Source organism: Kitasatospora sp. NPDC059747, from assembly GCF_042732955.1.
Lineage (GTDB): Bacteria > Actinomycetota > Actinomycetes > Streptomycetales > Streptomycetaceae > Kitasatospora.
Genome location: NZ_JBHWGV010000167.1, coordinates 1 through 12,793 on the forward strand (window position 1 = coordinate 1; position 12,793 = coordinate 12,793).

Annotated in this window: 11 protein-coding genes; 5 read left to right on the forward strand and 6 right to left on the reverse strand. The window is 76.0% G+C overall.

Annotated elements, in window-relative coordinates; all coding sequences use genetic code 11:
- Window positions 1–221, reverse strand: a 221-nt coding sequence (locus tag ACFV4G_RS39920; RefSeq protein WP_380447895.1) for a GNAT family N-acetyltransferase, incomplete at its 3' end; no start/stop codon positions are given.
- Window positions 222–559: 338 nt separating this feature from the next.
- Between ACFV4G_RS39920 and ACFV4G_RS39925 the strand changes: the two genes are divergently transcribed.
- Together ACFV4G_RS39925 and ACFV4G_RS39930 are read left to right on the forward strand one after the other, a co-directional pair.
- Entirely contained in the window at window positions 560–772 is a 213-nt protein-coding gene (locus tag ACFV4G_RS39925; RefSeq protein WP_380447897.1) for a hypothetical protein, read from the forward strand.
- A 203-nt stretch (window positions 773–975) separates the two neighbouring features.
- Window positions 976–1,389, forward strand: coding sequence for a hypothetical protein (locus tag ACFV4G_RS39930; protein ID WP_380447899.1), 414 nt, complete (start codon window positions 976–978; stop codon window positions 1,387–1,389).
- A 215-nt stretch (window positions 1,390–1,604) separates the two neighbouring features.
- Here the strand turns inward: ACFV4G_RS39930 and ACFV4G_RS39935 are convergent, their stop codons facing one another.
- Complete coding sequence (locus ACFV4G_RS39935) at window positions 1,605–2,219, reverse strand: AAA family ATPase (protein WP_380447901.1); 615 nt, start codon at window positions 2,217–2,219, stop codon at window positions 1,605–1,607.
- A 138-nt stretch (window positions 2,220–2,357) separates the two neighbouring features.
- Between ACFV4G_RS39935 and ACFV4G_RS39940 the strand changes: the two genes are divergently transcribed.
- Window positions 2,358–3,893: an AMP-binding protein gene (locus ACFV4G_RS39940; RefSeq protein WP_380447902.1), complete on the forward strand. Its 1,536-nt coding sequence runs from the start codon at window positions 2,358–2,360 to the stop codon at window positions 3,891–3,893.
- A gap of 151 nt (window positions 3,894–4,044) precedes the next feature.
- Window positions 4,045–4,224, forward strand: a complete 180-nt coding sequence (locus ACFV4G_RS39945; protein WP_380447904.1) for a hypothetical protein — start codon at window positions 4,045–4,047, stop codon at window positions 4,222–4,224.
- 20 nt (window positions 4,225–4,244) lie between these two features.
- Here the strand turns inward: ACFV4G_RS39945 and ACFV4G_RS39950 are convergent, their stop codons facing one another.
- Genes ACFV4G_RS39950 through ACFV4G_RS39960 form a run of 3 tightly spaced genes read right to left on the reverse strand, consistent with a single transcriptional unit; the run spans window position 4,245 to window position 11,327 of the window.
- On the reverse strand, window positions 4,245–5,231 hold the full coding sequence (locus ACFV4G_RS39950) for an ABC transporter ATP-binding protein (protein ID WP_380447905.1): 987 nt from the start codon (window positions 5,229–5,231) through the stop codon (window positions 4,245–4,247).
- A gap of 55 nt (window positions 5,232–5,286) precedes the next feature.
- Window positions 5,287–8,079: a hypothetical protein gene (locus tag ACFV4G_RS39955; protein WP_380447907.1), complete on the reverse strand. Its 2,793-nt coding sequence runs from the start codon at window positions 8,077–8,079 to the stop codon at window positions 5,287–5,289.
- On the reverse strand, window positions 8,076–11,327 hold the full coding sequence (locus ACFV4G_RS39960; protein WP_380447909.1) for an FtsX-like permease family protein: 3,252 nt from the start codon (window positions 11,325–11,327) through the stop codon (window positions 8,076–8,078). The genes ACFV4G_RS39955 and ACFV4G_RS39960 overlap by 4 nt, the downstream gene beginning before the upstream one ends.
- Before the next feature lie 242 nt (window positions 11,328–11,569).
- On the opposite strand from ACFV4G_RS39960, the gene ACFV4G_RS39965 reads away from it, so the two are divergent.
- On the forward strand, window positions 11,570–12,271 hold the full coding sequence (locus ACFV4G_RS39965; protein ID WP_380447910.1) for an ABC transporter ATP-binding protein: 702 nt from the start codon (window positions 11,570–11,572) through the stop codon (window positions 12,269–12,271).
- On the opposite strand, the gene ACFV4G_RS39970 is transcribed toward ACFV4G_RS39965, so the two are convergent.
- Window positions 12,268–12,543, reverse strand: a complete 276-nt coding sequence (locus ACFV4G_RS39970; protein WP_380447912.1) for a hypothetical protein — start codon at window positions 12,541–12,543, stop codon at window positions 12,268–12,270. The genes ACFV4G_RS39965 and ACFV4G_RS39970 overlap by 4 nt on opposite strands.
- Window positions 12,544–12,793 lie beyond the last annotated feature (250 nt).

Below are 12,793 nucleotides of genomic sequence, written 5' to 3' on the forward strand. Positions count from 1 at the left end.
TCGCGGGCCCCCCCCCCCTCCCCGGCCCCCCGCCCGAACCCCCCCCCCCCCCCCCGTGGTTCGCCCGGGGGGGTTATGGGGCGGGCGGCCGCTCCCCCCCGCGGCCGGCCCTCGGCGATCCACCGCATCACCTCGGGGTCGGCGTTGATGGCCGCCATCGGGGCCACGTCCTCCTCCCGCCAGCGGCGCAGGATCAGGCGGGGCGTCTCGATCGTCACCATGAGGTCCGTTCCTTCCGGTCCGTCCGGTCCATGCGAGCGTCCTTCCGCGTGGCCGGGTGCACCGAACTCGTGGGCGTGGCCGGCACTTCGGCCGCCTCCAGGTCGGGGTGCGCGGCAGCCCCGCGCCGGGCTGCCACCACCCGCTCCGGCAAACGCCGTCGATCACCGTTGCCCATCACGAAATCCCCTCCCCCGCGAAGGGCCACGAGCCTACCCTGGACCACATGACCGCAGCCGATCCCGACTGGATCACCATCGTCGCCTACGAGAACCTCCCGGGCAGCCCCCGCCCGATGGCGGCCGTCCGCGCTTGACTGCGCGAGCGGGGCGTCGACTGGATGCCCTGGCCGGCGAAGGACTTCCTCGTGAACCTGGTCTGCGGGCGTGACGCGGACGGACGCTGGCACGGCTGGTACGACGTCCGCCTGCCCGCGGACGCGCTGCGCCCGCTCGGCCTCCACCCCGACCAGCCGACGGCGACCGCCAACGGGCCGTCCCCGCCCGGGTGGTGGCACGCCGAGGCCGAACGCCGCGCGCGCCGCGAAGGCTGAGCCGATCATGCCCGCTGGAGCATGGCGCGATAACGCGATTGGTCTTGGAAACGACCGACTCGCACGTCATAGCGTCGAGGGAGTTCGCACACGAGGTCACAGCGAAGGGAATCCACCATGGTCACCAACGGACGCAGCAGTGGGTACACGATGGTCAAAAGGTTCCTCGCCGCCTCGTTGGCCACAGCCGCGGATTCGTCGCGGTGGGCACCGCGGACGCCGGCACCCCGCGAAGGGGCGGCGTCGAGGTCCTCGAACTCACGGTCCGGAACGACCAGTACCAGGCGGTGGACCTCGGCCCGGCCGGGCCGAGCCTGGGTGACATGGACGTCTACTCCGGCACCATCGTCAAGGACGGCCGCAGCGTCGGGCGCGGGGGCGGATCGTGTCAGGTCGTGCAGCTCGACGGCGGCGTGGTCACGGCTCAGTGCGTGATCACCTTGGAGGTCGAGGGCGGCTCCCTGACGCTCCAGTCGCTCTGGACGAGGAGGTCGAGCGCCCCGCTCGACATGGCCGTCACGGGCGGTACGGGCTCCTACGCCACCGCGCGCGGCACCGTCCGCTTCTGGAACATCGGCACGCCGGCCGAAAGGGCGCGGGCCGAGATCCAGCGCTGACACCGCAGGCTGGGCCACCGTCCTCCGGCCGCACACGGGAAGTCGGCCCCGCCGACTTCCCGTGCACCACCCCGACGGAACTGAACGACCTCTCCGTCAGGATTGGGGCTCTTCGGGTGCCATCGGTCTTGAAAAAGGGCTGGCCGGATTTACCGGACGACAGTGCCGGCGGCCGGTGAAAACCCGGTGAAACCCGGCTACTTCCGCAACGGCCCCTAACCGCCGAACCGCACCGCCGTGGCTCGCGAGCGCGAGACCGTGTCGAGCCGGAGCACGGACGCCGCCTCGGGCACCGGATCGCCGTGGTCGAGCGCCGCCGACAGCCGGGCCAGCCCGACCCGGTGGCGGGCGAAGACCCGGGCGGAGGCGTGCCGGCCCCGGGCACGCTGGCCGTCGAGGGCCGCGGCGGCGCCGACGTCGAGCAGGACGACGTGCAACTCGCGCCCCCGGCGGCCGGCTTCGCGCGCGAGCCACCGCCGCATCCACGCGCGGCTGCCGCAGTCGTGCACGAGCAGCGGGCCGCCCCGCCGGACGGAACTCCGCAGGAGCAGCACGTGGCGCAGCCGGGCCCACGGCCGGTAGGCGGCGTACGGCAGCCACGCGGGCATGACGGCTTCGCACGCCTCGTGGACGGCCCGCGGATCGACCACCGCGACGGCAGCCGCCGCCGACCAGCGCCGCAGCAGCGTGCTCTTGCCCGCGCCGGGCAACCCCGAGACGACCACGACCGCGCCCGCCGGGTACCGCACCGTGAACCCCGGCCCGTCCGCGCCCCGCAGGTCGACCACCCCTCGCGGCGACACCCGCGTCCCGTCCGTCGTGCTGCCCATCCGGCCCCCGTTCGTACTCGACCGGGAACCATAACAGCCCCGCGCGCCACCACCGCGCCGCCTACCGACATGATGGTGCGTCAGTTCATCGACGGCCGGTCATCGAGGACCGGTCGTCGACAACCAGGAAGGCCGAACGTGACCGCGACGTACACCGGGCTGGTGCTGGCGGGGCTGGCGCGCGATCCGGGGCGGGTGGCGATCCGCTGCGGGGAGCGCGCGCTGACCGGGCAGGAGTGCCTCGACGCCGTCCACCGCCTGGCGCGTGCGCTGGAGGGCGCCGGGCTGGGGCGCGGGGACGGGGTGACGGTGCTGGCCGGGAACCGGCCGGAGACGGTGCTGGTGCGGCTGGCCACCAACGTGCTCGGCTGCCGGGTGGCCGCGCTGTACCTGGACCGGCCGGTGGCCGAGCAGGTCGCGACGGCCGCGTTCGCCGGCACCGACGCGCTGGTGTTCGACCCGGCGCGCTTCGGGACGGCCGCCGCGCACATCGCCCGGGCCCTGCCCGCCGCCGGCCTGTTCGCGCTCGGGCCGACGGACCTCGGGACGGACCTCCTGGAGCTCGCCGCGCCGCTGTCCCCCGCCGCGCTCGCGCCCCGGGGCCGGCCGGAGGACGTCATGGCGGTGCGGTTCACGAGCGGCACGACCGGACGGCCGAAGGGCGTGGTGCGCCGGTTCGCCCGCCCGCCGAGGCCCGAGCTGCCGGCCGCGTCGGTGTTCCTGCTGTGCACGCCGCTGGGCCACGGCGGCGGGACGTCGGCGGACCTCGCGCTCGCGGCGGGCGGTTCGGTGGTGCTCCAGGACGGCTTCTCGGCGGACGCGGTCCTGGCCGCCGTCGAGGAGCACGCCGTCTCCCGGGTCCACCTCCCGCCGCACCTGCTGTACCGGGTCCTGGACCACCCGATGCTGCCGCGGACGGACGTCGGCAGCCTGCGCCGCGTCACCTATACGGGCGGCCCGGCCGCCCCGCGGCGGCTCGCGGAGGCGACGCGCCGCCTGGGGCGGGTGCTGCACCAGACCTACAGCCTGACGGAGTGCGGCCCGGTGGCACGGCTGACGCCGGACGAGCACCTCGACCCGCGGCTCCTCGGCACGGCGGGCCGGCCGTACCCGGACACCGAGGTGCGCATCCTGGACGAGGACGGCACACCGCTGCCGCCCGGCGGGACCGGAGAGATCCACGTCCGCACGCCGACGGTGATGGAGGGCTACTGGCGGGACCCGGAGCTCACCGCCGAGGTGCTGCGGGACGGCTGGCTGCGCACCGGGGACCTCGGCGGCCTGGACGCGTCCGGCTACCTGACGGTGGCCGGCCGGCGCGAGCCGATGGCGATCGTGGACGCGCACAACGTGTACCCGCGGGACGTCGAGGGGCCGCTGCTCACGCACCCGGAGGTCCGGGAGGCGGTGATGTTCGCGACGTCCGGGCCGGACCTGCTGGAGCGCGTGCACGCGGCGGTGACGACGGCGCCGGGCGCGCGGGTGACGAAGGAGCAGCTGCACCGGTGGGTGCGGGAGCGGAGCGGTCCGCTCAGCGCGCCGACGTCGATCCTGGTCCTGCCGCAGATCCCGCTGACGGGGACGGGCAAACCGGACCTGGCGGTGCTGCGGGCGCTGGTGGACGGCGCCCCGGGGTACGCGTCCGCCGCCCTGGGGGCGCGCGAAGGGGTGTGACGCGCCCCCTTGATGCTTCGAGCGCCCGCGCGGGCGACCTCTCGCGCGGTGCTCGGCGGGAACAACCGCAGGTGGACACTCGTCCGTGCGGACCGATGTGCCGATAAAGCTCCGGCGGCGTTCCCTCGCACCGTCCCCAGGAGGCACCTCCGTGACCTGGCTCCGCGTCCTGACCGCGCTCGGCATCCTCGCCGTGGCCGGCAGTGCCCTGCTCGTCTTCGCCCTCTGCACCGCGGCCGCCCGGGGCGAACGCGCCGGGGAGCCGCCCGACCTCCGCGAGGAGGCCGAGCGGAGCGGACTCTTCCAGCACATGGGCGGCGGCGAGACCTAGCTGTTCCGTCCCGCGAGGACTCAGTGCCCCGCGATGTCGTCCGGCCGGACCTCGATGTGGTCGGCCGCGAGGTCGACCGCCACCCGGTGCTCCATGCCCAGCGCCTCCAGGAACTTGACGGGCAGCTGGACCCGCCCGGTGCGGTCCAGCATCACGTACTCGCGCTCGTTGACCGACTCCTCGCCGTGCTCGTCCGTGACGGTGCGGCGCAGCACCTCGCTGCTGGTCCGGCCGTCGCGGATGGCGACGGTGCGGCGGACCTCGCCGGCCACCATCGGGTCGTGGGTGACGATCACGACGGTGGCGCCGAGTTCGCGGTTGACGGTGCGGAAGGCCTCGAAGATGACGGCGCCGGTCTCGGAGTCCAGCTCGCCGGTGGGCTCGTCGGCCAGCAGGACGGGCGGGTTGTTGGCCATCGCGACGGCGATGGCGACGCGCTGCTGCTGGCCGCCGGACAGCTCGTCGGGGCGGCGGTGGGCGAGGTCGCCGATCTCCAGTGCCTCCATCAACTCGGCCACCCGGGCGGCCTGTTGCCGGGAGTTCCCGCCCCCGCGACGGCCGCGCAGCTGCATCGGCAGGGCGATGTTCTCGGCGGCGGTGAGGAAGGGCAGCAGGTTGCGGGCGGTCTGCTGCCAGATGAAGCCGACCACTTCGCGCCGGTAGCGCAGGCGTTCGCGCGCGGACATCTCCAGCAGGTCGCACCCGGCGACGGTGGCCGTCCCGGCGGTCGGCACGTCGAGGCCGGCCAGGATGGTGAGCAGGGTGGACTTGCCGCTGCCGGAGGCGCCGACGAGGGCCACCAGATCGCCCTGGGCGATGGTGAGTTCGAGGCCCTGGAGGGCCTGGACCTCGATCCCCTCGGCGCTGAAGATGCGGACCAGCCGGTCGCACACGATGGCCGCGCCCGCGCCGTACGCCTTGGGCGAGGCCGCGGCGAGGGCCCGCTGCTGGAGCTCCTGGAGGGTGGGGACCGCGACGGCCGTCCGCTCTTGGGGGGTGCTCTTCACCGCTGGTCTCCTGTCGTCTTCGTCGTCTCGACGGTCACGTCACGCGCACGCCCGTTCAACGCTGGTCCCCCGCCCGCAGTTCGGCGGCGAGCTGGCGCCGCCCGGAGACGAAGGTCTCCGCCACCACGCCCGCGCAGACCACGAGCGTCAGCCCGGCCGTGGGCAGCAGCACGGGCAGCAGGGCGGGCGTCAGCTTCTCCCCTACGGACGCGCCGACCAGGGCCGACAGGTCGAAGGCGGGCCCGAGCAGGCCGACCGCCGCCAGCGCGACGAGCGCGCCCCCGAGGGCCGCCACCAGGGTCTGGGGCAGGGCCTCGGCGAGGATCAGCGCGAGCCCCTGGCGCGGCCGCAGGCCCAGGGTGCGCAGCCGGGCGAGCATCGCGCCGCGCTCGGGGGCGGCCCGGAGGAGCGTGAGCAGGACGGCGAGCAGGGCGAAGCCAGCGGCCGCGGCGACGGCGGCCCAGAAGAGGCGCTGCGCCGAGCGCTGGAGCGGGTCGGCGGCCAGCCGGGCGGCCACCTCGGCGCTGGTGTGCACGGTGTAGCCCCCGGGCAGGGCGTGCGAGTCGCGTCCGGCGGCCTCGGCCGTGTCCCGGACCACCTTGACGAGGCCGGTGGCGGCGGTGATCCCCTTGTCGCGGACCAGCGCGGTGAACTGCCCGTCGTCGATGGCACCGACGCCGAACCAGGCGTTGACCCGGCCGAGTTCGGGCAGCCGGGCGGTGGCCGGACCGACCGGCACGACGACGAAGGGCTTGAAGGCGCCCGGCAGGGCGGGGGTGGCGTCGACGCCGCCCGCGCCGGTCAGGAGCAGTTCGTTGCCGCTGGGCAGCCGCAGCCGGACGGGGCCGCCGCCGACCTTGGGCACGAGGGCGCTGCTGAACAGGGCGGGCACCGGGGTGTCCGGGCCGCCGGGGCCGGCTGCGAGCGCGGCCGGGTCGAAGGCGCCGGACCGGAGGGTGCGCGCGATCTCGGCGTACGCCGCGGGCTCGGCGACCACGAGGGTGACCTGGGCGGAGCCGTCCCTGGTGCCCATGAGGAAGGTCTCGGTGTCCGTCCAGACGCCGGTGCCGGCCCGGACGCCGGGCAGGGCCGCGGCCGCCCGGGTGAACTCCTCCGGCAGGGTGGGCCCGACCGGCAGGGTGAGCGAGGCGTCGCCGCCGACGGTGAGCCGGGCGGCGCGCAGCCGCACGCCGTCGACGTCGCCGAGGACGGTGGCGCCGAACCCGGCCGTGGTGACGGCGATCAGCAGGGCGAGCAGCGGCAGCACCGAGGGGCGGCGGCGCCCGGTGGTGTCGCGGGCGGCCCGGGCGAGGCCGAGGAAGCCGACCAGGCCGCGCCCTCGCCCGGCGGCTGCGGCCAGCCAGCCGACCACGACGGGCTGGACCCGGGCGAGCAGCACGCCGCCGGAGACCGCGAGCAGCAGCGGGGCAGCGATCAGCAGCGGGTCGACGCCGGTGCCGACGGGGGCGACGCCGCGTCGGCGGACCTCCGCGACGGCGGCGCCGGTCAGCACCAGGACGACGAGTTCGCCGATGACGCGGCGCCAGCCGCCGGGGGCCTTCGGTTTGGCCCACAGCAGCGCGGCCCGGGCCGGGAAGGCCAGCAGCGCGAGCAGCGTGGCCACGCCCGCGGCGAGGACGGACCCGCCCCAGCGCGGGGTGGGCAGCAACACCAGCGCGAGCGTCGTGGCGAGCACGGCGGCGGGCAGGACGGTGACCGCGCCCTCGCCGAGCAGGCGCAGCAGCACGCCGCCGCGGGAGCCGCCGCGGGCCTGGAGCAGGCGCAGTTCGGCGGTGCGCCGTTCGGTGACGAGGGCGGCGGCCAGGCAGAGCACCACGGTGGCGACGCCCGCCACGCCGGCCGGGCCGATCGCGGCGATGGGCGCGGCGGCCTCGTACCGGGCGGTGGCGCGGTCGAGGACGTCGGGCAGGGAGGAGTTGACGCGCAGGTCCGGGCGGCCGGTCTCGGCGGCGAGGTCGGTGGCGCCGCGCCCGGTGATGTACCCGCTGACGGCGGTGCGCAGGTCGCCCAGCCGGTCGGCGCGCACGACCGCGGTGTCCAGGGGGAGCGACCAGAAGTTCCGGGCGTCCTTGAGGTTGCCGCCCCACGCGAGGAGGGCGTCGAGGGTGGAACCGTCGACGACGCCGCCGGTCGTCCAGGCGCCGCCGGGCGCGCAGGCCCGGGTCTGGCAGGCCAGGTCGTCCCAGTACGGGTCGTTCTCGTCGGCCCGGTAGAGGCCGACGACCTTGGTCCGGACCGGCCCGCCGAACTCCTCGCCGTTGTCGAGGACGTCGCCGAGCTTGATCCCGATGGTCTCGGCGCCCGCCCTGCTGATCGCGATCGGCAGCGGCTGGCCGGGGGCGGCGGGCCCGGGCCAGGCGCCGTCGGTGAGGGTCGCGTGGCCGGCGACGCCGTGGAGGTACATCAGGTCGAGCCCGGGGTTGGACTCCGTGAGGTGGACCAGGCCCGGGTTCCTCAGCTCGCGGCCGCGGACCGTGGTGCCGTAGACCGGCCCGGAGGGCGCCGGCGGCACGTCGCGGCCGATCCGCTCGGCCAGCTTTCGCGCCACGGGGTCGAGACGGGCCGCGGTCTCCTCCCGCGTCAGGCCGGAAGTGGCCTGCAACCTGGTGTTCGAGGTGCCGCGCTCGCGCAGGAACTCGCGCAGCGCGCCGTCCGCGCCGCGGTCGACGGCGCGGGGGAAGGCCGCCGCCAGCAGGACGGTGGCGAAGGCGAGCGCGGCCATGAGCAGCGCGGCCAGCGGCGCCGAGCGCAGCCGGGTCCGCACCCAGGGCGCGGGGCGCCGGCCGACGCGGGGGCGGGGCACGGTGGTGCCGGCCTGGGTGGTCACATCTCCTCCACGTGGCGCAGCCGGGCGGCCACGTCTCGACGGCGGCGTCCGGTCAGGAAGGCCGACAGCAGGGGCACGAGGGCGATGGCGGCGGCGAGCAGGAGGGTCTGGCCGGCCGGCAGCTCGATCAGCGCCTCGGGCATCGGGCGGCGGGCGGCGGGGGTGAGCACCACCAGCGGCACGATCAGGTGGACGAGCAGGGTGCCGAGGCCGAGCCCGACGGCGGCGCCGAGGGCGACCAGGAGGGTCTGTTCGGCAGCCGCGGTGCGCGTCACGTGCTTGCGCGGGGTGCCGAGGGCGAGCAGCAGGGCGGAGTCGCGGGAGCGTTCGCGGGCGGCGGCGGCCACGGCGGCGCCGAAGCCGATCGCGGCGAGGATCGCGGTGGCGACGGCGATGGCCATGAGGGCGCTCTGCGGGGCGGCGCCGACCGGATCGCCGAGCAGGGCAGCGGCGGTCTCGTCGGAGAGCTGGACGGTCTGGACGCCGGGGGCGGCGCGCAGCGCGGCGGCGGCCTCGGCGGGGGTGCGGTCGCCGGGGCCGGTGGCGGGCAGCCACCACTCGGCGCGGCCGGGCAGTTCGCGGCCCTGGGCGGCGAGCAGGCGGGAGGTGGTGGCGAGGTCGACGACGAGGGCGCTTTCGCCGACGACCGGCAGTGCGTCGACGGCTGCGGTGACCTTGACCTGGAGGACGGTCCCGGCGGTCTGGACCCGCAGGGTGTCGCCGACGGCGGCCCCGGCGGCGGTCAGGTAGCCGCGGGTGGCGACGCCGCTGAGCCCGGTGGGGGCGGTGGCCCCGGCCGGGGTGAGGACGGCGCGCAGGGTGTCGCCGCGGCCGTCGGCGAAGCGGTAGCGGAGGGTGAACAGCGCTGCGGGGTCGGCCGGTTCGGCGGCGAGCTCGGCGGCCGGGCCGGGCTTCTCCACCTCCTTGCCGACGTTCGGCGCGGTCGCGCTCCAGCCGAACCCGGCGGGGGCGGCGACGGGCGCGGCGGGGCCGCCGGCGGTGTCGGAGACGGCGATCCGGTGGACGGTCAGCTCGCCGTCGGCGCGGTCGCCGAAGGACACGATCGCGCCGACGAGCGTCAGCGGCGCGGCGGGTGAGCCGAGCGGGGCGTCCACGAGCGTGCTCAGGTCGGCCGTCGCGTGGACGTCCCCGCTGAACGGGAGCACGGAGAGCGCGGCCTTGTAGGTGATCCCGAAGCGGTCGCGCAGGAGCAGCCGGGCCTCGGGACGCACCGGCTCGGCCCGCGGCCCGTCGGGGCGGCCGGCCACGTCCTGCTGCGTGACCGACACGTCGGCGTCGATCCTCAGCGGCTTGCCGGGCAACGGGATCCCGGCCTGCGCGCCGGTCGGCGCGGGCTGCCCAAGGGCACCGAACAACTCCTGCCGGGAGTGCCCGGCGAGCAGGTCGGCACGGACGGGGACGCGCTCGGCGAGGGCGGCGCCGTCCACCGCGACGAACTGGCCGGTGCCCTGCGGCAGCGGCTGCTCGGAGCGGAGCACCGGGACGAGCCGGTCGCCGCCGGGCAGGGCGCCGTAGCGGCCGGCCTGGCCCATCGGGGAGTTCTGCGAGTCGGCGATGCGCAGGCCGCCGGCCGTGCCGAAGGCGGCCCGGTCGCGCTGGGAGGCGGACCAGGTGGCGTGCTGGCCGAGCGCCAGGACACCGGTGGACACCGCCATCACGAGCAGCAGGACCGGCCCGGTGGCCCGGCCGGGCCGGCGGGCGAGCTGCCAGCCGACCAGGGCCGGGCCGAGGCCCCGGCCGCGCGCGGCGATCCGGGCGCCGAGGCGCGCGACGAGCGGCAGCAGGCGCAGCACCACGAGGGTGCCCGCGCACAGCGCCAGGGTCGGGGTGGCGACGAGCAGCAGGTCGACGCCGAGGCGGCCGCTGGAGTCGGTGGACAACCCGCCGCCGTACTGGGCGAGTTGCTGGTAGGCGAGGGCGGCCAGGGCCAGTACGGCGAGGTCGCCGCCGTTGCGGGCGACGCCGGCGACGAGCGCCTGGCGGCGGCCGGTGCGGGCGCGCAGGGCGGCGCCGGCGCCGCGCAGCAGGCCGGGCACGGCGGCGAGCAGGACGCAGGCGAGGGCGCAGGCGGCGGCGATCGGCCACAGCGCCCAGCTGATCCCGGTGTCGAGGGTCACCCGGCCGGCGAGGGCGCGGACGAGGAACGGGGTGAGCAGCGGCGCGAGCGCGGCGGCGGGCAGGGCGAGCAGCAGCGATTCCACGGCGGTGAAGGCGCCGATCCGGCCGCCGGACGCACCGCGGGCGGCGAGCAGTTCGTTCTCGCGTTCCTGGCGGGAGGCGATCAGGTGGACGACGAGCAGCAGGGCCGCGGCGGCGAGGACGCTCAGTTGGAGGGCGCCGATCAGCAGGGTGGACCGGGCGACGAGCAGGCCGGAGGCCAATTCGTGCATCACGTCGGGGAGTTCGGTGGTCGCCTGGAGTCCTGCGCGGTCCCGCAGGCGGTCCGCGAGGCCCTGGGCGCGGTCGCCGACGGCCTTCGCGACGGCCTCGTCGGCGCCCGCGAAGTCGGCGTCGAGCAGCCAGCCGCGGCCGTCCTGCGGGAGTCCGCCCGTGGTGAAGGCGCTGCGGTCGACGAGCATCGGTCCGTAGGTGGTGAAGCCGCCGGCGGCGACCTCCCGGCCGCCGAGCGGGTCGAGGCGCCAGTACGGGTCGGTCCGGTCGAGGGCGCGGTAGACGCCGGTGATGCGGACGGTGAGCGGGGTGCCCGAGGAGCGGTCGTCCAGCCTGACGTCGGCGGGCAGGGCTTCGGGGGCGAGGCCGAGGCGGGTCAGCGTACTCTGCGGGACGGCCGCCTGCGGGACCGGCCCGGTGGCGGCGGCCGGCCAGGCCCCGGCGAGCAGGCGCACCCGGCCGCGGTCGAGGTCGGCGAGGACGGTGAGGTCGGCCTTGGCCGTGCCGCCGGAGTCGCCGGTTCCCGGCAGGCCGTAGGAGCGGCTGCGGAGCACGCCCTGGGTCTGCACGGGCAGGGAGCCGAAGAGCGCGGAGCGGTAGGCGTCGAGCGCGGGGTCGTCCTTCGCCTGCCGGTCGAGGCCGTGTTCGACCGTCACCAGGACGGTGGTCCGGGCGTGCCCGGGGCCCTGGAGCGTCCGGCGCAGTCCGGCATCGCCGACGCTCCGGTTGAACGCGACCAGCGCCGTCAGCACGGCCGTCGTGATCAGCACGGTGAGCAGGACGGCGGCGGCCAGCGGCAGCCGTCCGCGCAGCCGGCGCACGACGAAGCCGAGCATCGAGTTCCTCCCCCGTACGTCCACGGCGCATGATCGCCGGATAGCGGACGATGCTGTCAGATTCGTTCAACGAACGGAAGGGACTTGCGCGAATCAGGTGAGTAGTGAGCAAATTCCTTGCACCACGACTCCACACATCGTCAGTACGCCATGCACAGTTCAGGAATTCGGTCCGCGCGGGGACCTCAACGCACAAACCGCGACCGCGGGTTCGACAATCGGATAACGAAGGGAGACGTCACATGACGCAGCAACCGGACGTCATCGCCACCGCACCGATGGTGGCCGTGACCGACCTCCGGCGGAGCTTCGGCAGCGGCGAGCGGACGGTCCACGCGCTGCGCGGCGTCTCGTTCGAGATCCGCCGGGGCGAACTCACCGCCCTCAAGGGCCGCTCGGGCTCGGGCAAGACCACCCTGCTCAACCTCGTCGGCGGCCTGGACGCGCCGACCGGCGGCACCATCGCCCTCGACGGCACCGACCTCGGCGGCCTCGACGAGGACGGCCGGCTGGCACTGCGCCGGGAGCGGATCGGCTTCGTCTTCCAGTCCTTCGGCCTGATCCCCATGCTCACCGCCGCCGAGAACGTCGGCGTGCCGATGCGGCTGCGCAAGACGGCCCCCGCCGAGCGCGAGGAGCGCGCCCGCGCCCTGCTCGCCCTCGTCGGCCTCGCCGAGCACGCCAACCAGCGGCCCGGCGAGCTCTCCGGCGGGCAGCAGCAGCGCGTCGCGATCGCCCGGGCCCTCGCCAACGAACCCGGCCTGATCATCGCCGACGAGCCCACCGGCCAGCTCGACTCGGAGACCGGCCGCGCGATCATGCAGCTGCTGCGCGCCGTGGTCCACAGCGAGGGCGTCACGGTACTGGTCGCCACCCACGACCAGACGCTGATGGAGCTCGCCGACCGGGTGATCGAGCTGAGCGACGGCAGGATCCTCGACTAACCGGCCTGGAGCGCCGCCTCGCACTCGCGGCACCGCCGGGTCCGCTGGGACGGCGGGTACCACGGCTCGCCGGGCCCGGACGGCCGGTAGGGCTCGCGCTCCAGGCCGGCCGTGTCGAGCCCGCAGAAGGTGACGGGACCCGGGTCCTCCGGCACGTCCGGGTCGGCCGCCGCCGCGTGCACGAACCGCACCCGGGCACTCAGGTCGACCTCGCCCGCGTCCAGGACCTCCGTGGACGGTTCGAGTTCCAGCATCACCACAACACCAGTCATACGTCGACCCTGCGCCAGACCTCCGCCGCCCGCACCCCCAGTGGCCCGACCGTCACCCCCGCGCGCGAAAGCCGACTGCGCGCGCCGGAATAATCCCCCGAATTCATTCCCCCCACGAATCGACCGGCATCACCGGCACGAATACGGCGGGCGGGCGCCAAAGTACCCCCGCCCCCCCCCCCGCGCAACCGCGCCCGCCCGCCCAACCCCCGGGAACGGGGCCGCTCCGGGGTGATCAGCAGACCCGCCC

Excerpts from the sequence above, each read along its gene's own strand:
- ACFV4G_RS39970 (WP_380447912.1), bottom strand. The coding sequence starts at position 12,543 with ATGACTGGTGTTGTGGTGATGCTGGAACTCGAACCGTCCACGGAGGTC.
- ACFV4G_RS39960 (WP_380447909.1), bottom strand. The coding sequence starts at position 11,327 with ATGCTCGGCTTCGTCGTGCGCCGGCTGCGCGGACGGCTGCCGCTGGCC.
- ACFV4G_RS39935 (WP_380447901.1), bottom strand. The coding sequence starts at position 2,219 with ATGGGCAGCACGACGGACGGGACGCGGGTGTCGCCGCGAGGGGTGGTC.
- ACFV4G_RS39925 (WP_380447897.1), top strand. The coding sequence starts at position 560 with ATGCCCTGGCCGGCGAAGGACTTCCTCGTGAACCTGGTCTGCGGGCGT.
- ACFV4G_RS39965 (WP_380447910.1), top strand. The coding sequence starts at position 11,570 with ATGACGCAGCAACCGGACGTCATCGCCACCGCACCGATGGTGGCCGTG.